Source organism: Mesorhizobium sp. M0227 (assembly GCF_040321855.1).
In the GTDB taxonomy this organism is placed as follows: Bacteria; Pseudomonadota; Alphaproteobacteria; order Rhizobiales; family Rhizobiaceae; genus Mesorhizobium.
Genome location: NZ_JAMYSJ010000001.1, coordinates 580,037 through 599,205, shown reverse-complemented (window position 1 = coordinate 599,205; position 19,169 = coordinate 580,037). Strand labels below are relative to the sequence as shown.

Annotated in this window: 21 protein-coding genes; 7 read left to right on the top strand and 14 right to left on the bottom strand. The window is 62.1% G+C overall.

All coding sequences use genetic code 11. From position 1 onward, the window contains the following. Positions 1-16: 16 nt before the first annotated feature. Both der and NKJ00_RS02640 read right to left on the bottom strand, forming a co-directional pair. Positions 17-1,453, bottom strand: coding sequence for a ribosome biogenesis GTPase Der (gene der / locus NKJ00_RS02645; RefSeq protein WP_352609401.1), 1,437 nt, complete (start codon positions 1,451-1,453; stop codon positions 17-19). Next, the gene (locus tag NKJ00_RS02640; RefSeq protein ID WP_023808683.1) at positions 1,450-2,115 is read right to left on the bottom strand and encodes a tetratricopeptide repeat protein; all 666 of its coding nucleotides are present in this window, start codon (positions 2,113-2,115) and stop codon (positions 1,450-1,452) included. Before NKJ00_RS02640 ends, der begins: the two co-directional genes overlap by 4 nt. Positions 2,116-2,329: 214 nt before the next feature. On the opposite strand from NKJ00_RS02640, the gene NKJ00_RS02635 reads away from it, so the two are divergent. Further along, positions 2,330-3,328, top strand: a complete 999-nt coding sequence (locus NKJ00_RS02635; protein ID WP_352609464.1) for a polysaccharide deacetylase family protein — start codon at positions 2,330-2,332, stop codon at positions 3,326-3,328. A 22-nt stretch (positions 3,329-3,350) separates the two neighbouring features. On the opposite strand, the gene sbmA is transcribed toward NKJ00_RS02635, so the two are convergent. The 3 genes from sbmA to NKJ00_RS02620 all read right to left on the bottom strand — a co-directional run bounded on the left by sbmA (position 3,351) and on the right by NKJ00_RS02620 (position 6,222). Further along, positions 3,351-4,613 carry a peptide antibiotic transporter SbmA gene (gene sbmA / locus NKJ00_RS02630; RefSeq protein ID WP_352609399.1) on the bottom strand — a complete coding sequence of 421 codons (1,263 nt, stop codon included), beginning with the start codon at positions 4,611-4,613 and terminating at the stop codon, positions 3,351-3,353. 113 nt (positions 4,614-4,726) lie between these two features. Continuing rightward, positions 4,727-5,887 (bottom strand): YbfB/YjiJ family MFS transporter, encoded by a 1,161-nt coding sequence (locus NKJ00_RS02625; protein WP_352628599.1) that lies wholly within the window; start codon positions 5,885-5,887, stop codon positions 4,727-4,729. Between the two features lie 113 nt (positions 5,888-6,000). Then, complete coding sequence (locus NKJ00_RS02620; RefSeq protein ID WP_128302464.1) at positions 6,001-6,222, bottom strand: hypothetical protein; 222 nt, start codon at positions 6,220-6,222, stop codon at positions 6,001-6,003. A 94-nt stretch (positions 6,223-6,316) separates the two neighbouring features. On the opposite strand from NKJ00_RS02620, the gene NKJ00_RS02615 reads away from it, so the two are divergent. From NKJ00_RS02615 to NKJ00_RS02605, 3 genes are read left to right on the top strand one after another with little or no spacing between them, the layout of a single operon-like run. Further along, entirely contained in the window at positions 6,317-7,309 is a 993-nt protein-coding gene (locus tag NKJ00_RS02615; RefSeq protein ID WP_128302463.1) for a LysR substrate-binding domain-containing protein, read from the top strand. Next, positions 7,306-8,562: an aminopeptidase gene (locus NKJ00_RS02610; protein ID WP_352628597.1), complete on the top strand. Its 1,257-nt coding sequence runs from the start codon at positions 7,306-7,308 to the stop codon at positions 8,560-8,562. Before NKJ00_RS02615 ends, NKJ00_RS02610 begins: the two co-directional genes overlap by 4 nt. A 19-nt stretch (positions 8,563-8,581) precedes the next feature. Continuing rightward, on the top strand, positions 8,582-8,938 hold the full coding sequence (locus NKJ00_RS02605) for a DUF488 domain-containing protein (RefSeq protein WP_352628595.1): 357 nt from the start codon (positions 8,582-8,584) through the stop codon (positions 8,936-8,938). 224 nt (positions 8,939-9,162) lie between these two features. Here NKJ00_RS02605 and NKJ00_RS02600 read toward each other — a convergent pair whose 3' ends face one another. Continuing rightward, positions 9,163-9,510, bottom strand: coding sequence for an ArsC family reductase (locus NKJ00_RS02600; RefSeq protein ID WP_023808691.1), 348 nt, complete (start codon positions 9,508-9,510; stop codon positions 9,163-9,165). 159 nt (positions 9,511-9,669) lie between these two features. Here NKJ00_RS02600 and NKJ00_RS02595 point away from each other — a divergent pair, with 159 nt between their 5' ends. After that, positions 9,670-10,026, top strand: coding sequence for an ArsR/SmtB family transcription factor (locus tag NKJ00_RS02595; RefSeq protein WP_023808692.1), 357 nt, complete (start codon positions 9,670-9,672; stop codon positions 10,024-10,026). Continuing rightward, complete coding sequence (locus NKJ00_RS02590) at positions 10,023-10,502, top strand: SRPBCC family protein (RefSeq protein WP_023808693.1); 480 nt, start codon at positions 10,023-10,025, stop codon at positions 10,500-10,502. The genes NKJ00_RS02595 and NKJ00_RS02590 overlap by 4 nt, the downstream gene beginning before the upstream one ends. A 103-nt stretch (positions 10,503-10,605) precedes the next feature. Here NKJ00_RS02590 and NKJ00_RS02585 read toward each other — a convergent pair whose 3' ends face one another. The 8 genes from NKJ00_RS02585 to NKJ00_RS02550 form a co-directional block, all read right to left on the bottom strand. Further along, complete coding sequence (locus tag NKJ00_RS02585; RefSeq protein ID WP_023808694.1) at positions 10,606-10,959, bottom strand: nuclear transport factor 2 family protein; 354 nt, start codon at positions 10,957-10,959, stop codon at positions 10,606-10,608. 112 nt (positions 10,960-11,071) lie between these two features. Then, positions 11,072-11,680: a 2'-5' RNA ligase family protein gene (locus NKJ00_RS02580; protein ID WP_128302459.1), complete on the bottom strand. Its 609-nt coding sequence runs from the start codon at positions 11,678-11,680 to the stop codon at positions 11,072-11,074. A 97-nt stretch (positions 11,681-11,777) separates the two neighbouring features. Beyond that, positions 11,778-12,863: an ABC transporter ATP-binding protein gene (locus NKJ00_RS02575; RefSeq protein WP_128302458.1), complete on the bottom strand. Its 1,086-nt coding sequence runs from the start codon at positions 12,861-12,863 to the stop codon at positions 11,778-11,780. Continuing rightward, positions 12,853-13,461 (bottom strand): cupin domain-containing protein, encoded by a 609-nt coding sequence (locus NKJ00_RS02570; RefSeq protein ID WP_128302457.1) that lies wholly within the window; start codon positions 13,459-13,461, stop codon positions 12,853-12,855. The genes NKJ00_RS02575 and NKJ00_RS02570 overlap by 11 nt, the downstream gene beginning before the upstream one ends. Positions 13,462-13,530: 69 nt before the next feature. Next, positions 13,531-14,601 carry an ABC transporter substrate-binding protein gene (locus NKJ00_RS02565; protein ID WP_023808698.1) on the bottom strand — a complete coding sequence of 357 codons (1,071 nt, stop codon included), beginning with the start codon at positions 14,599-14,601 and terminating at the stop codon, positions 13,531-13,533. After that, positions 14,586-15,455 carry an ABC transporter permease gene (locus NKJ00_RS02560; RefSeq protein ID WP_023808699.1) on the bottom strand — a complete coding sequence of 290 codons (870 nt, stop codon included), beginning with the start codon at positions 15,453-15,455 and terminating at the stop codon, positions 14,586-14,588. Before NKJ00_RS02560 ends, NKJ00_RS02565 begins: the two co-directional genes overlap by 16 nt. Continuing rightward, positions 15,452-16,336, bottom strand: a complete 885-nt coding sequence (locus NKJ00_RS02555; protein WP_023808700.1) for an ABC transporter permease — start codon at positions 16,334-16,336, stop codon at positions 15,452-15,454. Before NKJ00_RS02555 ends, NKJ00_RS02560 begins: the two co-directional genes overlap by 4 nt. Before the next feature lie 102 nt (positions 16,337-16,438). Continuing rightward, positions 16,439-17,719, bottom strand: a complete 1,281-nt coding sequence (locus tag NKJ00_RS02550; protein ID WP_023808701.1) for an NAD(P)/FAD-dependent oxidoreductase — start codon at positions 17,717-17,719, stop codon at positions 16,439-16,441. A 236-nt stretch (positions 17,720-17,955) separates the two neighbouring features. Here NKJ00_RS02550 and NKJ00_RS02545 point away from each other — a divergent pair, with 236 nt between their 5' ends. After that, the gene (locus tag NKJ00_RS02545) at positions 17,956-19,113 is read left to right on the top strand and encodes a fumarylacetoacetate hydrolase family protein (RefSeq protein ID WP_023808702.1); all 1,158 of its coding nucleotides are present in this window, start codon (positions 17,956-17,958) and stop codon (positions 19,111-19,113) included. Positions 19,114-19,169 lie beyond the last annotated feature (56 nt).

Genomic DNA, 19,169 nt, shown 5'->3' with positions numbered 1-19,169 from the left:
AGGTGGGCGCCGACGATCAGTTGCGTTTCTTGTTTGACCTGCCGGCGAACGGGTTGTCCGACGTGCGCAGCGCAATGCGGATCGGCACGCCGGGCATGTCGAAGGCTTCGCGCAGGCTGTTGGAGAGGTAGCGGACATAGGATTGCGGCATCGCGTCGGGCCGCGAGCACTGGACGACGAAGCCCGGCGGACGGGTCTTGGCCTGGGTGACGTACTTGACCTTCAGCCGGCGCCCGGCAACAGCAGGCGGCGGATGATGCGCCAGGATGCCCTCCAGCCAGCGGTTGAGCTTGCCGGTCGAGACGCGGCTGTTCCACACCTTGTGGGTCTTGATGACGGCATCCATCAGCTTGTCGAGGCCGCGCCCGGTCTCGGCCGAGACGGGTACGGCCTGCATGCCGCGCGCCTGGGGAAGAAGCCGTTCCGTCTTCTCGCGCAGTTCGGCCAGAAGCTCCTGGGGATGGTCGATCAGATCCCATTTGTTGAAGGCGATCACCGGCGCCCGGCCTTCCCTGATGATCAGGTCGGCGATCTGCAGATCCTGCTTCTCGAAGGGGATGGTGGCGTCGAGGACGATGATGACGATCTCGGCAAACCGGATGGCGCGCAGACCGTCCTGCACCGACATCACTTCCAGCTTTTCGTGGATCCTGGCCTTGCGGCGCATGCCGGCCGTGTCGAACAGTTTCAGGCGGCGGCCATGCCAATCCCAATCGACCGAGATCGAATCACGGGTGATGCCGGCTTCCGGTCCGGTGAGCAGCCGCTCTTCACCGATCAGCGCGTTGATCAGCGTCGACTTGCCGGCATTGGGGCGGCCGACGACGGCAATGCGCATCGGTTTGGTGTCGTCATAGGCGTGCTCGGCATCCGGATCGGCGATATCCTCGCCGATCAGCACCTCGCCGGCAGCGACGTCTTCGTCTTCGCCATCTTCTTCTTCGCCGAAGGCGCGCGCTTCGCCGAGCGCGCCGATCACGGCGTCGCGCAAATCGGGCATGCCCTGGCCATGCTCGGCCGAAACCGGGATCGGCTCGCCAAGGCCGAGCTCCCAGGCTTCCAGCATGCCGCCCTGGGCGCCCTTCGCCTCGGCCTTGTTGGCGACCAGCACGACCGGCTTGCCGGACTTGCGCACGATCTCGGCGAAGGTCCTGTCGTCAGGCAACAGGCCGGACTTGGCGTCGATGGTGAAGAAGATCAGGTCGGCTTCGCGGATGGCGATCTCGGTCTGCGCACGCATGCGGCCGGGCAAGGTCGAGGCGCCAGCGTCCTCGAAGCCGGCGGTGTCGATGACATCGAAATGCAGGTCGTAGAGCTTGGCGGCATGGACGCGACGGTCGCGGGTGACGCCCGGCGTGTCGTCGACGAGCGCCAGCTTCCTTCCCACCAGCCGATTGAAAAGAGTCGATTTGCCGACGTTAGGTCTGCCGATGATGGCGACTTTGAAGGTCACGACGCACTGCCCGACCCGCGGATCAGCTCGGACATCAATGTTGCGCGCTCGCGGGTGTTGCGCGGGGCGCCGTCATCGGCGGCGATCTGGTCGAACAGTTTCAGCGCATCCTGCGTCTTGCCTTCCTTCCAGGCGGAAAGGCCGAGTGCCTCGCGCGCCGTGTGGCGCAGCGTGTTGGTGTCGGATGTGAGCGCTTCGACACGGCTGGAGACGTCGGCAAAGGAGCCGTGGTCGACAAGCAGCAGTGCTGCCCGCAGGCGCGCCATGTCGCGAATGCCCTGGGGAATGGCCGTATCGGCGGCGACTTCGTCGAAATCCTTGACGGCGGCGGGGACGTCACCCTTGTTCGCCTTGACGGTCGCGCCGCGCATGCGGGCGAGCAATGGATAAGCGCCGTAGCCATCCTTCTCCAACTGATCGAGCGCGGTCAGCGCCTCATCGTTCTTGCCGTCATTGGCGAGCTTCAGCGCCTGCGAGAACGCATCGCCCGAGCGGTTGGCGCGCGTCTCGTCCCAATAGCGGTAGCCGACGAAGGCGGCGGTGCCGAGCACCACGAGGATCGCAACGACAATCAGAGCGGGGCCAAAACGGTCCCACAGCGCCTGCGCCTGTTCGCGACGGATCTCGTCGTTGACTTCACGGATGAAACTGTCGTCGGACATCAAATCAAACCATTCCTGCCCCGTCGGGCCTTTGTCAGCCCGCGTTTTAGCGAAATTTTGCCGGCATGGAAGGGGTTCAACCGGAAAATCGCCTATTGTCCGGGGCAAACGGATGTTTGCCCCGGACAAGCAGCCGAAAAGGCTCATCGCACCCACGCCACATTTAGGCGATAGCCGGCGTGCAGACGTTCCCCGAGTGAAGATCAGATTGCCTATGCTTCGTCCGTTCCGCGTTGTTGCGTTTTCGCTTGCCGCGCTCACCACTGGTGGCGGGGCTTTGGCCGATCCGCCGGTGCCGGCAAAGCCGAAACAGGTCGTCATCATCTCATTCGACAGCGCCCGCGATATTTCGCAATGGAAACGCAGCCGGACATTGGCTGAGCGCACCGGCGCGCATTTCACCTATTTTCTGTCCTGCGTCTTCCTGCTGTCGACGGAGACGCGCAAGGAGTACACCGCACCCGGCAAAAGCGCCGGCAAATCCAACATCGGCTTTGCCGCCTCCAAGCAGGAAGTCACCGAGCGGCTCGAACAGATCGGCCTTGCCGCGCATGAAGGCCACGACATCGCCAGCCATGGCTGCGGCCATTTCGACGGCAAGGACTGGAGCAAGGCGGACTGGCTGAAAGAGTTCAGTTCGTTCGAGCACATTCTCGAAAACGCCTATGCGATCAACGGCATTGCACCCGAACCACAGGGCTGGCGCGATTTCGCGCGGCATGCGGTGGTCGGCTTTCGCGCGCCGTACCTGTCGACCAGCAAGGCGCTTTACGAAGCGCTGCCGGCGGCCGGATATCAATTCGATGCCAGCGGCGTCTCGCAAGGCCCTGCCCGACCGACGTCCAGCAACGGCATCATGCACTTTTCCCTGCCTCAGATTCCCGAAGGACCGAAGTCGCGGCCGGTGATTGCCATGGACTACAATCTCTATGTCAGGCATTCCGGCGGCTTCGAGCGGCCAAGCCAAGCGGGCGAGTTCGCCAACCGGACCTATGCTGCCTTCCGCGCCGCCTTCGACAGGCAGTATGCGGGAAAACGCATTCCGCTGGAACTCGGCTTCCACTTCGCGCTGATGAATGACGGCGCCTACTGGAACGCGCTGGAGCGCTTTGCCGGCGACGTCTGCGTCAAGGCGGATGTCGAATGCATCAGTTTTCGCGACTATGTTTCGCGCCAGGATGCTGGCCAAAGGCAGGTCTCGGTCGGCGGCTGAGCCGCCAACTTTCACATCCCAGTCAAGCTGGATCGGGCGCCTGTGCCTGGCGGTCGAGATAGCGTTGGTCGATTTCCGGCAGCGGCTCGCCATGCAGAGTGGTTTCGAAAGCGCGCAGACGCTTGTAGATCGAGATCAGCTCAACCACAGTTGGCCACGAGTTTACAAGATACTGGAACGACGATGTCACTTGGGAGAACGCATTGCTGATTTGATTCAACAAACCTAAAGTGATCGCACCAGCCGCAATGGACGGCGCCATCAATATCAAAGAGAATATGTTGTTCGTTTGCAAATAGAGGTAGCGAAATACGTTGAAATACACGTAGTGAAAATACAGCCTAAAATAGTTTCTTCTTACATTTTCAAACAATTCCCTCACAGCAGGTGGCTGTGCTCGATTCGGATCATCTTCACCAAGGACCAATTCTTTTCGATAAGCCGCCTCAACGCGCTGGTTCCGGAACTGAAGCCCAGGCAATTTAACGCCGACCACAGCCAGAAGCACGGTGCCAAACAAGGCCCAAAAAATAGCCGACAATAGCAGCGGATGCGGTATCACACCCACGATCGGCAATTCCGTGATGTGAACCGACAGGGCTATGAGCAGCGGAGTGAAGGCGATGAGGGTCATCACCGAGTCAATCAAATTGCCGCCGAGTTGCTCCATGATCGTGGAGAAACGCATCGTGTCTTCCTGGACACGCTGTGAGGCACCCTCAATATGCCTCAGCTTCTGCCAGTTTTCCATGTAAAACTGGTTCATCGCAGTGCGCCAACGAAAGACATAGTGACTTACCAAAAATACAGTAAGCGCACTGACCACTACGGCTACACCGGCAATTCCCATGAATGTAGCAATCTGCCAGTAGATATCGGCAGCGGTGATCTTTATTTTGCCCGAAATGGTATTCTGGATCAGATCCCAAAATGGCCCGTACCAGTTGTTGATGGCAACGCTCACCTGAACCTGGAAATAGGTGATGAAGAGGATCAGCGCAGAGCCGAGAATGGACCAGATCTGCCATGGGTGTGGCGAATACCAAGCCCAAAAGACGTAGAAGAGCGCCACTACGACGGCAAAATATATGTAGAACCATAGAAACGGCAGTGACCAGAATGATGAGACACCGATGATCGGCGGCGCATCGGGAGCAGCTGGAGGCATACCGAAAACACCACCAAAACGTTCCCCTGCGTAGAACCAGAGCAAGACGGCAAGCAGGCTCCAGACGACCGCCGAGCTAAAAAACAGCTTCGGCTTTGGAAAAAACGATACGAACACTGTGGCGAATTCCTCGATCTGGGCGCAAATCAGCTGACTACGGCGGGCATAAAGTCACACATTAGTGGGAAAGAAAATGCCCGTGCCCGATGCCCGGCACAGCAAGCCCACAATCATGGCGATTTTGGCGCAGCCGACCATGTGATGGCGCCGGAGACGACCAGCACGATTGCGGCGGTGATCGAGGCGAGGAAGAAATCGCCGGACATTTGCGCCAGAAATCCGGCGGCGACCGGCCCGATGATCTGGCCAAGGCCGAACGCAGCCGTCATCAGGGCAAAGATCCGCCGCGGCGCGCTTGGCGCCTGCTGCCGGGCGGCTTGCAGGCCAAAGGCGGTGATGGCAATGAAGGTGCCGCCGAGCAGCACGCCGGCAAGCAGCGGCCCGGTGGCTCCGCCGATGGCGACGCTGGCGGTGACGCCGGCAACTTCGATGAAGCACGCCAGCGCATAGGCGGCATAGAGGCCGGTCCGGGCGGCGATCTTCTGCCAGAGCCAGACGGAGGGAAAGCCCGCAAGACCGGCGACCATCCACACCATGGCCTCGAAGATGCGGCTGCCGCCGCCTTGCCGGACGATGGCGACCAGGAATGTCGCCGTCACCACATAGCCAAAGCCGAACAGGCCGTAGGCGATGATGACCTTGACCAACGACCGGTCCATCCGCAGTGCCGGCTCGCGGGTGACTTCGCCGTTGCCGAGCGGACCCTCATTGACCAACAGAGCGACGAGGACGAAACCACAGGCCGAAATCGCCGCCGACCACAGCCAGCCTGCCGCCCAGCCCGAATGCTCGGCGACCAGCACCGTCATCATCGCCGCCGATGCCGCTATGCCGAGCCCGACGCCGCCGAAATGCCAGGCCTGCAGGTCGTTGCGACCGGCAGCCGCGATATGGCTGAACACGATGCTGGCCATGAACACCATGACGAAGGCGCTGGCCAGACCGGCCAGAAAGCGGATGGCGAGAAAGGCCGCCATCGCTTCGGTCAGCCCCATCAGCGCGGCAAGGACCGCACTGGCGCCAAGCCCCGCCAGCATCAGCAGGCGCTCGCGCCCATGCGCCCAGCCGCCCGCCGCTGCCAACGCGCCGACGAGGTAGCCGAGATAATTGGCCGACGCGATCCAGCCGGCATCGGCAGGCGACAGATGCAGTTCCTGCATCATCCCGGGCAGGATCGGCGTGTAGACGAAACGGCCGATGCCCATGGCAATCGCCATGGCAATCATGCCGGCGAGAGCGAACCGCAGCGCTGTCGAGGTGGCTGATGTCATTGCACTGCACAATAAGTGCAGGGATCGCTGAAACAATCGCCATCTGTTGGGCCAGTGCGTACGCGGGACGTGCTCGCCTCGACTTTCCTCGAGCCGGAACGCTTGGCACCTGCTCAGCAGCGACCGCCGGCGCATAGTGGAACCGTCTCGTGCACTGTCCGCCGTGCCGTCAGCCTGAACGGCACATCGCCCAGTTCGCGCTCCGACATGGTGTTCAGCACCGGATGCGAAAGCGGATCGATCAGCCATCTCTGCGTTTCGCTGTCCTGGCGCGGCTCATGCGAAGTAGTCGCAGCGAAAAAGACCCTCAGCGATGACGACAAGATCCTCAGCATTTCCGGCTCCACGGGTCTGTCTCTCCCGACAAAATCTGCCGTTTAGACATGCCTTTCAATTGAGATTTCAGCCGGATCAGTTTAGAAAAACTCAATGGCCATGCTCAACCGCGTCCATCTCAACGGCCTCCGCGCCGTCGAAACCGTTGCCCGGCTCGGATCGCTGGCGGCGGCGGCCGGTGAACTCAACGTTTCCGTCAGCGCCGTCAGCCAGCAGATAAGCCGTACCGAAAAACAGCTCGGCCAGGCGCTGTTCGAGCGAACGGCGAGCGGTCTGGTGCTGACTGAGTTCGGCACCGTCTTCGCGGCCCGCCTTGGTGCTGGATTTCGTGAGCTTTCCCAGGCCGTGGCGCTGGCCGACGAGGCTACGCAATGCACATTGGTGGTTTCGGTGGCGCCGGCCTTTGCCTCGAAGTGGCTGTTGCCCAGGCTATCTCGCCACTTCGACCGGCATCCCAACGTGCTGCTGCGCATCGACGCTTCGGTGCGGCTGGCCAATCTCGATCACTCGGACATCGACATCGCCATCCGGCTCGGCGACGGCAAATGGCCGGGCGGGCGCACGGAACTGCTCCTGGCGCAGGAAGTCTTCCCGGTCTGCGCGCCGGCGATCGCCCAAAAACTGAAATCGATCGAGGACCTTGCCCAGACCTGCGCGATTACCGACGAGCGGGCGATGATCAACTGGGAAAGCTGGTTCGAAACGGCCGGTGTCCCACCTGTCACCTTCCTCAAGGGTGCGCGTTTCACCGACCCGATGCTGTGCCTGGAGTCGGCGATTGCCGGCCATGGCGTGATGCTGGGCTGGCAATTGCTCGCCGCGGATGCGCTGGCCGACGGGCGGCTGGTGGCGCCTTTCGGAATCCGCGCCCAGAGCGGGCTCGGCTATTGGCTGGTGACCTCGTCCGTCAAGGCGGAAAGCCGCAAGGTCCGGGATTTCAAGCTCTGGATCAGGGAAGAGATCGAGGCAACCATGGCGCGGTTCGGGTCCGCGAACGCAGAACCCACCGTCGCGATCGCGGTGGAAAGGACGGAGGCACCGAGCTATGTAGAGTCGGACATCAAACTACGACAGGCAGGATCATGACCACACATTCGCGCGGCGTTTCCGCATCGATCGACCCGGTGAAGCTCGACAGGCTGGCGGAAGTCGCCATCAAGGTCGGGCTGCAATTGCAGCCAGGCCAGGATCTGGTGTTGACTTCGTCGATCGCGGCACTGCCGTTGACCAGGCGGATCGTCGAGCATGCCTACAAGGCCGGCGCCGGGCTGGTGACGCCAATCTTCAACGATGACGAGATGACGCTGGCCCGCTACCGTTTCGGCGCCGACGCGAGCTTCGACCGCGCCGCCGGCTGGCTTTATGAGGGCATGGCGAAAGCCTTTGCCAACAATGCGGCCAGGCTTGCCGTGCGCGGCGAGGATCCATCGCTGTTGTCGGCTCAGGATCCGGCGAAAGTGGCGCGCGCCAACAAGGCGAATTCGATGGCCTACCAGCCGGCGCTGGAAAAGATCACCGGCTTCGACATCAACTGGAACATCGTCGCCTATCCGGACCTCGCCTGGGCCAGACAGGTCTTCCCCGGCGATGCCGACGATGTCGCGGTCGTGAAGCTCGCCGATGCCATCTTCGCCGCGTCGCGGGTCGATGTTGAGGACCCGATCGGCAATTGGAAGGCGCACAACGCAGCCCTTCGCAGCCGCACCGAATGGCTCAACGGCCATAATTTCCATGCGCTGCACTTTACCGGACCCGGCACCGACCTGACGGTTGGACTGGCAGACGGCCATGAATGGATGGGCGGCGCCTCGACCGCCAAGAACGGCATCACCTGCAACCCCAACATCCCGACCGAGGAGGTCTTCACCACGCCGCACGCAAGGCGGGTCGAGGGTCATGTTTCCTCGACCAAGCCGCTGTCCTACCAGGGCACGCTGATCGACGACATCTCGGTGCGTTTCGAAGAAGGCAGGATCGTCGAGGCCAAGGCCTCGAAGGGCGAGGACGTGCTGAAGAAGGTACTCGACACAGACGAGGGGGCGCGCCGCCTCGGCGAGGTGGCGCTGGTGCCGCATTCCTCGCCGATCTCGGCGAGCGGGCTGTTGTTCTTCAACACGCTGTTCGATGAGAACGCCGCCTGCCACATCGCGCTCGGCCAATGCTATTCGAAGTGCTTTGTCGACGGCGCCTCGCTCAGCCAGGACGAGATCGCGGCGCGCGGCGGCAACAAGAGTTTTATCCACATCGACTGGATGATCGGCTCGGACAAGATCGACATCGATGGTGTCCACAAGGACGGCGCCCGCGTGCCCGTCATGCGCAAGGGCGAGTGGGCCTGACCCGCTTACGGAGGTTCCGATGGCCTTCGACCTGGCGGTCAAGCGTATCTACGAGCCACCCGCGCCCGATGACGGGCAACGGGTTCTGGTCGACCGAATCTGGCCACGCGGCGTCAGCAAGGAGGACGCCGCGCTGGCGCTGTGGCTGAAGGACATCGCGCCGAGCGACGATCTGCGCAAATGGTTCGGCCATGAGGCGGCGCGCTGGGCTGAGTTTCAGAAGCAGTACCGAGTTGAGTTGGACGGGAATGAAGATGCGGTGGGTGAATTGCGCGGCCTGCTTCGCCACGGCAAGGTGACGCTGCTCTACGGCGCGCATGATGAGGCGCATAACAATGCGGTGGCGCTGGCGGGGTATCTCAGAAAGACGGATTGAAGGGTGCCCACAATCTGTAAGGTCGGCGATTGGCCAATCTCCCCCCTTGCGGGGGAGATGCCCGGCAGGGCAGAGGGGGGTGCTGTCCCGCCGACCTGTCAGCCAATCACCGGCCAAATTCTGAGACGAACAGTCAAAGGGTGGCGATCCTTCACACCCCCCTCTGGCCTGCCGGCCATCTCCCCCGCAAGGGGGGAGATTGGCAGCGTCGCCTTCTCGCTACGCTACTTCACCGCCGCCTGATAAACATCAGCCTTGAACCCCACCAGAATCCGATCACCGACCTCCAGCACCGGCCGCTTGATCACGGTCGGCTTGGCCAGCATCAACGCCTTGGCCTTCTTTTCATCCAGGCCCTGCTTGTCCTTTTCCGCCAGTTCGCGAAACGTCGTACTCGCCTTGTTGAGCAGCTTTTCCCAGCCGACCTTGCCAACCCAGCCGTCAAGACGCTTGGCGTCCAGCCCCTCTGCCCTGAAATCGTGAAAACGGTAGGAAACATCATGGCCCTCCAGCCAGACGCGCGCCTTCTTGACGGTGTCGCAGGTGGTGATGCCGTAGATGATGATCGTCAAAACAGCGGCCCTTCCGATTTCGAATCTGACCGCAGATTAAGGACGCTCTGCGCGCTTTGCCAGCGGTCGCACCGGTGTCCCAGTGTTTTTGGGCTTGTCAACACTAAGGAATTTTCCTAAGTATTTTCGAGCCGCTTTCGACGACACCCGGGATGACCAATGACAAGCCTTCAGACCACAACTCCGAGCCGTCCACCGATCGACGGCATCTTTCGCGCACTGTCCGATCCGACGCGGCGACGCGTGGTGGAGCGGCTGAACCGCAGCCCTGCCTCGGTCAGCGAGCTTGCCCAACCGTTCGACATGGCCCTGCCCTCCTTCATCGAACATCTCAAAATCCTCGAAGGTTGCGGGCTGGTGCGCTCGCAAAAGACCGGCCGGGTCAGGACCTATCAACTGGCACCCGAGCCGCTGAAGCTTGCCGAAAACTGGCTGGCCGAACAGCGCACGCTGTGGGAGCGCCGCCTCGACCAGTTCGACGCCTATGTGATGACCCTCCAGGAGACAGAAAAATGATCTATCCCCTCAAGCCGGATCCCAGGCTGGACCTCGTGCTGGAGCGCGTCATCGATGCGCCGCGCGAATTGCTGTGGCGCGCCTTGACGACGCCTGAGCATGTCAAGCAATGGTTCACGCCTAGGCCTTGGATGATCACCGACTGCGAGATCGACCTCAGGCCGGGCGGTCTGTTCCGGACGCGCATGCAGTCGCCCGACGGCAATGAGGTCAACGACCGCCATTGCTGCTATCTCGAAATCGTGCCGAACGAGCGGCTGGTGTGGACGGATGCATTGTTGCCGGGTTACCGGCCGTCAGGGGAACCCTTCATCACCGCTGTCATTTCCTTGCAGCCGGACGGCAAGGGCACGCGCTACACCGCCACCGCCATCCATGGCGACGAGGCGACCCGCAACAACCATGAAGAGATGGGTTTCTTCGACGGCTGGGGCACGGTGGCCGATCAGCTTGCGCAGTACGTGAAGACCATTTGAGCCTCTCACATGGCGGCCTGGGACATCGTCCCGGCCGCCATGCTTATTTTTCAACCTTCAGCGACGAGACCGAGCTCCCGCAAGCCGATGGTATTTCACGGCCTCAATAATAGAAGCGCTCTTCGGTGATCTTGCCGTTTTTGACCGTGTAGAGGCCAACTTCATCCATGGTGACACGCTCGCCGGTAGCCTTGGGCGTTATGTCGAACTTGAAGCGCACCGCGAACTGGTCTCCGTTGACGTAGGGGCCCTCGACCGAGCCGCCATGCACTTCATTGTTCTCCTGCCACCATTGGCCCTTCTGCCTGAGCGCCTCCTTGCCATGGGAGATGGCCATCGGCCCCGCCATGGCTTCGAGACTGATTATATCATCGGCGTTGTACTTCTCGGCAGCAGCTTCGTTATCGCCCTGCTTGAGCAGCTCGGTGAAATCCTTGGCAATTTCCGCGATGGTCATTTGTATTCCTCCTGTCAGACGCACTGCAAATGGGGAACAGCTTGCTGGCCTCCATCGTCGGAACGTGCGGTAGCTGACAATCCGTGTCAGGACGGATCGCCCAGCTTGCGAACTACGATGCCAACGGCAAAGGCCAACGATCCAGGAAGAGGTATTTTGTCAGGCCGCGCAGGCTGTGAACAAAGATGAAGTCATGGGCAACGAAGCTGATCGGTTCGATGGGCTGCCGAGAGATGAACTTTTGATCGTAGGCAAGTGTCAGATGCGGAACGAAATGATCCGACGCTTTGAGCCCATTCCTGAGCATCTCGACACCAAGCAATTTGTGAAGTTCAAAAACCGGTCCATCATCGGCGAGAAGCACAAATGGGCGATGAGGTGGCCTGCCCCTTGTTGCCGGGCGACCGGGAAAGCTGCCGACGTGGCCAAACGTGACCTCGAAAGCAGGCATGTGGACACGCTGACCCGATCGAGATCCCGCAAAGACGGTCTTGGACCGCAGCCGCTTGTAGTCGCCGGCATGTTGCAGGCTCAGATGGAACCGTTCAGCCGACAGCAGCGATTCACCGACTTCATGTCGATGACAAAGCTGCGTCTGCAGATTGGCGAATGAACCATAGTCCTTCGGCTGCAAGAACAACCCGAAGAAGGCACGATCCGGCCGCTTCGGTTGCCACGGAGGCTCTGGTATGCCGAAATCGAATTCACCTTGCCGATACATACCCATACGCCCGGCGAAGAACGCTCCTGTTTCTCATCTACGGTTAGAACAAAACAGGAACAATCCTTGGAGTCAAGCGTGGATTTGATCGATGAAACTAACCTGGTAGCACCGGGCAGTTGGCACCACGGCGCAGGCTGATATGCGCCACGTCGCCGACCTGGAATTGAAAACCCTCGGCTTGGCGCGGCGCGTCTATGACAACAGGTGCGCCCTGCCCGAGTTCAGCGTGCAGACGCAACGTGCGGCCGTGAAAGACGATGCTGTTGACGCGTGCCGGCGCTGTGCCGGGCGCGGCCTCGGTCATCGCCAGGAGATCTTCCGGCCGCACGCCGACGGTGTGCATGGCGTCCTCGGCGAGAGCTTCGCCGGTTTCAGAAATGGCCTCCAGCGGTAGGGCGCCGGCGGCGAAGCGCAGGCGATCGCCGTCTCGGCCGACGAAGCGCGATTGCAGGAGATTCATGGTGCCGATGAAGCTCGCCACAAACTTCGTGGCGGGCCGGTCATAAAGTGTGGCCGGCGGCGCAATCTGCTCGATGCGGCCCTTGTTCATGACGACGATGCGGTCGGAGATCGACAGCGCTTCGGTCTGGTCGTGGGTGACCATGACGAAGGTGGTGCCGAGCCGCGACTGCAGCCGCTTCAGTTCAACCTGCATCTGTTCACGCAGATGCGCATCGAGCGCCGACAACGGCTCGTCGAGCAGTAGCACGCGTGGTTCGCAGACGATGGCACGCGCCAGTGCGACACGCTGGCGCTGGCCGCCCGACAGTTCGGAGACGCGGGCGCCAAGCTTGTCGGCGAGGCCGACCATGTCAAGGGCTTCGCCGGCGCGCTTTGCCTGTTCGGCTCCAGACAGTTTGCGCAGCGATAGGCCAAAGCCGACATTTTCGGCGACATTCATGTGCGGGAACAGCGCGTAATCCTGGAAAACGGTGTTGACCGGCCTGTCGAACGGCCGAAGTGCCGTGATATCGCGACCATCGAGCAACACCTTGCCGGTCGTCGGGCTTTCGAAGCCGGCGATGACGCGCAGGCTGGTGGTCTTGCCGCAACCCGACGGCCCGAGCAGCGTGATGAACTCGCCGCCGACAATGTCGAGATCGACGGCGTCGAGCCCGACGATGCCGCCAGGAAAAATCTTCGAGACAGCCTGTAGCCGCACAAGTGGATCAGGCGCCATCGCGAACCTCGGATGGCTTCGTGGTGTTGACCCAGAGGATCTGGCAACGCTCGGCGCCTGGATTGCGGAAGGCATGCAAAAGCGTGCTCTTGAACGCAAAACTGTCGCCGGTCTTCAGCACGTAATTTGTCGAATCAACCACCAGTTCGACCTCGCCCGACAGCACGAAGCCGAATTCATGACCGGCATGCGCATAGGCCTCCGCGGTGCCGCCGCCGGCTTCCACCGTCACCAGCATGCCGGTCAGCGTCGCGCCCGGCGGCGACAGCAGCGCCTTGGCAATGCCTTCCGACTTGACCGGGATTTGCCGTCGCTTATCGGCACGCACGCAATAGAGATCGTTGACGGCATCGTTGCCGTCGGCGATCAGCGCCGACGGCTCGATGTCGAGGGCGGCGGCGAGCGGCCAGATCACCTTGACGCGCAGCGAGGACATGCCGCGTTCGATCTGGCTCAACGCACCGATCGACACGCCGGCTTTTGCCGCAAGATCGGCCAGCGACAGGTTGCGCTCCAGCCGCAGCGCCCGCACGCGCCGGCCGACCCGCACATCGGCATCGTCCTTCGGCTTCTCAGCAGCTTCGTCCAGTATGTCCATCAATTCCCGACCTCGTTTGCAGTGTCTCGGGTGACACCGCGTGGCTGACGCCGCGCGGTGCTCTAGGGTTCAGCCGCCTGCCTTGACCTTTTCGAACATCTTGGCGAGGTCGTCATTCTGTTTCATCGGTCCGGTGAAGATGGTGGTCTTCAGCATCACTTCCGGGTCGGATGGCAGCTGCAATTTCTCCAGCTCCTCCTTCGGCACGGTGGCAAAAGCGGAGCTCAGCGAACTGCCATAGCCATAGGCCTCGATCAGGTATTTGCCGGAGTCGGCTTCCAGCCGGCTGTTGATGAAGTCATAGGCGAGGTCGACATTCTTGGCGTCCTTGAGCATGACGAAGCCGCAGGCCCAGGTCAGCATGCCCTCCTTCGGCTTCATGAACTCGACCGGCACGCCCTGCTTCTTCAGCGAGGTGGCCGACGCGTTCCAGGTCATGGCGGCGACCAATTGGCCGCTGGCCAGCGCCTGTTCGACGGAGGTCATGTCGGTGGTGTAATTGGAGAGCAGCGGGCGCTGCTCGCGCAGCTTCTCGGCCACCTTGTCCATTTGCTCCGGCGTCATGTCGAACGGATTAACGCCGGCGAGCAGTGCGGCAACGACCGGCGTGTCGTGCACCGCGTCGATCGTCGCCATGCGACCGGCATACTGCTTGTCCCACAAAAGGTTCCAGCTCGCTTCCGGGTTCTTCACCAGGTCGGTGCGGTAGAGGATCGAGGTGTTGCCCCAGTCCCATGGCACCATCCAGACCTTGCCGTCGCCGGCCTGCAGGTCGGGCAGGTTCTTGAACACCGGGAAGATCGAGTCCCAGTTCTTGATCCGCTTGGTGTCGATCGGCTGCAGCAGGCCTTCCTTGTTCCAGCGCGCCACCTTGTCATAACAGGGATGCGCGATGTCGGGGCGGAAGCCGGCCTTGACCTTGGTGAAGGCGTCATCGTCGTCACCGAAGATCGAGGCCTCGACGCCGTCGGGGTGCGCGGCGAGGAAGCTCTTGTTGAAATCGGGCAGTTCATAGCCCGACCAGGTGAAATATTGCAGCTTGTCGCCGGCGAAAGCGACGGTCGACGACAGCGCCAGCGCGAACGCCGTCAATCCAGCGCAAACAGTCTTTGCAGAGATCGATTTCAGGTCGAATGCCATTGCAGTTCTCCTCTCTTGGTTTGTTTTGGTTGTGACGGATCCGCGGGCTTTGGCGCCGTGGCGGACAAGCCGCGATGGCGCAGGATTTCAGCCGCTGCAGCGATGATGAAGGACACAGCCAGGATCGACGTGCCCAGCGCCATCACCGTCGGCAGCGACTTTGGAAAACGCAGCTGGCTCCAGATGTAGAGCGGCAGCGTCGGCTCGGTGCCGGCCAGGAAGAAGACGACAATGAATTCGTCGAAGGAGATCAGGAAGGCCAGCATGAAGGCCGAAACGATGGCCGGCAGGCTGAGCGGCAGCATGATCCGCCGGAACGTCGTCCAGTCGGAGGCGCCGAGATCGAGCGCCGCCTCGCGAATGGTTTTCGGGATGGCGGCGAAGCGGCTGCGCATGATCACCACGGTCGTCGGCAGCGCCACCAATATGTGACCGAGAACGATGGCGATGCGCGATGGCCCCAGACCAATGAGATTGATGAGGATCAGCAGCGATATGCCGACGATGACGCCGGGGATCAGGATTGGCAGCCGGGCGATGGCGCTGATGGTGGCGGCCAGCGGCGAGCGGCCGTAGAGGTCCATGTAGGATACGGTGATGCCGCACAGCGTCGCACTCGTGGCGGCAATGGCGCCGATGACGAGGCTGTTCAGGAGTGCACCGGTCAGCGCCGAATTGCCGAACAAAGTCGCGTACCATTGCAAGGTGAAGCCTTGCAGCGGAAACGCTGCCTGGATCGAGTTGTTGAAGGAAAACAGCGGGATCAGCAGCACCGGCAGATAGAGAAAGACCAGATAGGCGACGACGTAGACGCCGAGCCAGCGGCCGCCTCCCTGCGTGCGTGCAGCGCTCATGTGCGGCTGCCAAATCTGCGGTCGGCGAAACGCGCGACCAGCACCACGCACAGGATGACCAGCATGACGGCGACGGAGAGTGCGGCGCCAAACGGCCAATCGTTGGCCTTGCCGAATTGCGCCTGGATCAGCGTGCCGATCATGGTGCTGGCCGGGCCGCCGACGAGCGCCGGCGTGACATAGTCACCGACCGTCGGCACGAAGACGACAAGGGCTGCCGCCAGCACGCCCGGCATCGAATTGGGCAGCACGACACGGCGGAAAGAGGTGAAGGGCCGCGCGCCGAGATCGGAAGCGGCCTCGATCAGCGATTTCGGGATGGTGTCCAGCGCCACGTAGATCGGCAGGATGGCAAAAGGCGCGTAGGCGTGCGCCAGCGTGACGACGACGGCGGCCGGCGTGTTGAGAAAGGCCAATGTCGGCTCGGACCAGATGCCGCTTTCGATCAGCGCCGAGTTCAAAACGCCATTGTAGGCGAGCACGATCTTCCAGGCGAAGACGCGCAGGAGATAGCTGGTCCAGAATGGCAGCGTCACCAGAAACAGCAGAAGGCCGCGCCGCCGGCCGGCGTGGAAGGCAAGATAGTAGGCGACGGGATAGGCAGTGACGACGGTCGCCAGCGTGACCAGAGCGGCAATGATCAGCGAACGCAGCGTCACCGTCCAGTACAGCGGATCGGACACCACAGTTGCGAAGTTCGCCAAGCTGAAACCGGCACCGAGCAGCGAACCGTCATTGTTGCGGAAGGCGAGGAAAAGCACGAGGCCGAGGGCAAACAGGATCAGCAGGAAAGTGACCAGAGCGCCCGGGAGCAGCATGGCGACCCGGAAGCCCTGAGAAGACCGGGCCTCTGGCGCTGATGTTGCAACTAGGGTCGACATCGACCTGCCTATCGGAATTTGAAATTGGCTTAGAGTTTTTCATATCCATGAAACTGTCAAGCGGAATCCCAAACGGAAACCCATTGACAGGAATTGCTTTGGTCAGCGCTCCAACGCATCGAGCAGCCGGTACCAGGCGATGGTCGCGGCGACGCCGACTTGGCGGAAGGCGTGAAACGGGATCGGTCGGATCGGCGAGACCGGGAAGGGCAAATGCCTGGCGTCGCCACTTTGGAGATAGCCGGCGATGCGCTCGCCAAGAGCGGTCATCAGGCCGACACCACGACCCTGGCAGCCGACCACGGCGAGCAGGCCCTGCTCCGGCTCGTGGATGTGCGGCAGATGGTCCGGCGTCATCGCCACGCGGCCGAACCAGCGCTTCTCGATGGCGATGCCGGACAGCATGGGATAGAGCCGCCGCAGCGCCCGCTCGAGATGCGCCCAGTCGCTGGCGCTCGTCGGCAGCGCCATGCGACCCCGCCCGCCAAGCACCAGCCGGCCGTCGGCGCTCTTGCGGTAGTAGACGAGGATGCGCCTGGAGTCCGACACCGCCTGCCCTTCCGGCAGGATCGGGGCCGCCTGACCGGACGACAGCGGTGCTGTGGCGATCTGAAAAGAATGCAGCGGCACGATCGTCTGCGCAAGGCCGGGGATCAGACCGTCCGTATGGGCGTTGGTCGCCAGAACGACCGCCTTTGCCTGCAATTCCAGGCCATTTTCGGTCGAAATACGCCAAACGCCGGCGGTCTTGGTGAGCCGCACGACCTTTTCGCGCTCGGCTACCCTCACGCCAGCCGCGGTCGCGACACGGGCGAGTTCAGATGTGTAAGCGAGCGGATCGATAACACCGGCGCGGCGATCGAGCCAGCCGCCGAGATAGCCCTGCGCACCGGTCTTGGCCGCGATCTCCGCTGCGTTCAGCAACTGGACATCCGCGCCCCGTGCGCGCCATTGCCGGTCACGGTTTCCCGCCGCCTTCAGCGCGGCCTCGGTGTGCGCCGCCTGGATCCAGCCATTGCGAACGAACGGCACCGCCAGCTTCTCGTCGCGGATCAGCTCGAACACCGCATCGGCGGTCGACGCCGCAAAATTGACAAGCGCCTCGCCGCGCTCAAGGCCAAAATGCTCCAGCAGCCATTCCGGATCGTATTTCAGGCCGGGAATGACCTGACCGCCATTCAAGCCTGATGCGCCCTGGCCGATCTCGCCGGCGTCCAGCACCTGCACCGACAGGCCAAGCCGGGCGGCATGCAAGGCGGTCGATAAGCCCATGATGCCACCGCCAACAATGGCGAGATCGACACGTTCGCCATTGGGAAGCGATTGAAACGTGGAAGCTGCCTGTGGCTTGAGCCAGATCGGATCGGAGAATGCTGTCGCCAAGGGTCACCTGAATGCGCTGCGATTGGTGAAAATCCTAGTCAGAATTTCACATTTTTGAAAGAGCACTCCGGCTTTCGTCTGTGGACTGCCGCCGAGGCGATCGGAGACCCAGAGTTCCGATCGCCTGCGACGGGATAGACCTTTGACGGGAATCCGGTGAAAGTGCCGCGCCGATCCGGCCGCCCACATTGACGATCACTTCGCCACATTGTCGATCACTCAGAGGACAGAGCGCTATGACGAACCCGACCCACCTGCCCACCGAGGGCCTTTTTGTCGGACGCGCCAGAGGTAGCGATGCCGCATACCCGCTGGTCGTCACGGTGCGCGATGGCACGGTCTTCGACATCACCTCGCGTGCGGCACCAACCATGCGAGACCTTTGCGAGATGGCTGACCCCGCTGGGCATGTCCGCTCGGCCGAGGGCAGACCGATCGGATCGCTCGATGACATCGCCGCCAACAGTTTTGAGACCGGGCGCGATCCAGCAAAACCCTACCTGCTCTCCCCGGTCGACCTGCAGGCGGTCAAGGCATCGGGCGTCACCTTCGTCGTCAGCCTGCTGGAACGGGTGATCGAGGAACAGGCGCGCGGTTCGGCTGAAAAAGCCGACGCCATCCGCGCCGACATCGCAGGACTGATCGGCCACGATCTGTCGAAGCTGAAACCCGGTTCGCCCGAAGCGATGGAGATCAAGGCCAAGCTGATTTCGCGCGGCGCCTGGTCGCAATATCTGGAAGTGGGCATCGGCCCCGACGCCGAGATCTTCACCAAGTGCCAGCCGATGGCCTCGGTGGGCTTCGGCGCCGATGTCGGGCTGCACCCGGTGTCGACCTGGAACAATCCGGAACCCGAGATCGCCATGATCGCCGCCTCCAGCGGCAGGATCGTCGGCGCCACCATCGGCAACGACGTCAATCTGCGCGACGTCGAAGGGCGTTCGGCGCTGCTGCTCGGCAAGGCCAAGGACAACAATGCCTCGGCCTCGCTCGGTCCCTTCATCCGCCTGTTCGACGACAAATTCTCCATCGATGACGTCAAGCGCGCCGTCGTGCGCCTGAAAGTCGAGGGCGAGGACGGGTTCTCGTTGGAGGGCGCAAGCTCGATGGCCGAGATCAGCCGCTCGCCGGAGGAACTGGTCGCCGCGGCCATGGGGCCGCACCACCAGTATCCGGACGGGCTGGCGCTTTATCTCGGCACCATGTTCGTTCCGTCCAAGGATCGAGGCGAGAAGGGCAAGGGGTTTACTCACAAGGTCGGCGACATCGTCACCATCTCGTCGGAGAAATTCGGTGCGCTGGTCAACCGGGTGCGGCTCTCGCCCGACTGCCCGCACTGGACCTATGGCGCCAGCCATCTGATGCGGGAGCTAGCCAGAGCCGATCTGATCTAGCAACTGGTATCGTCGACGCCCTGCCAGGGCGCTACGGACCTGGTCCCGTGGGCGTA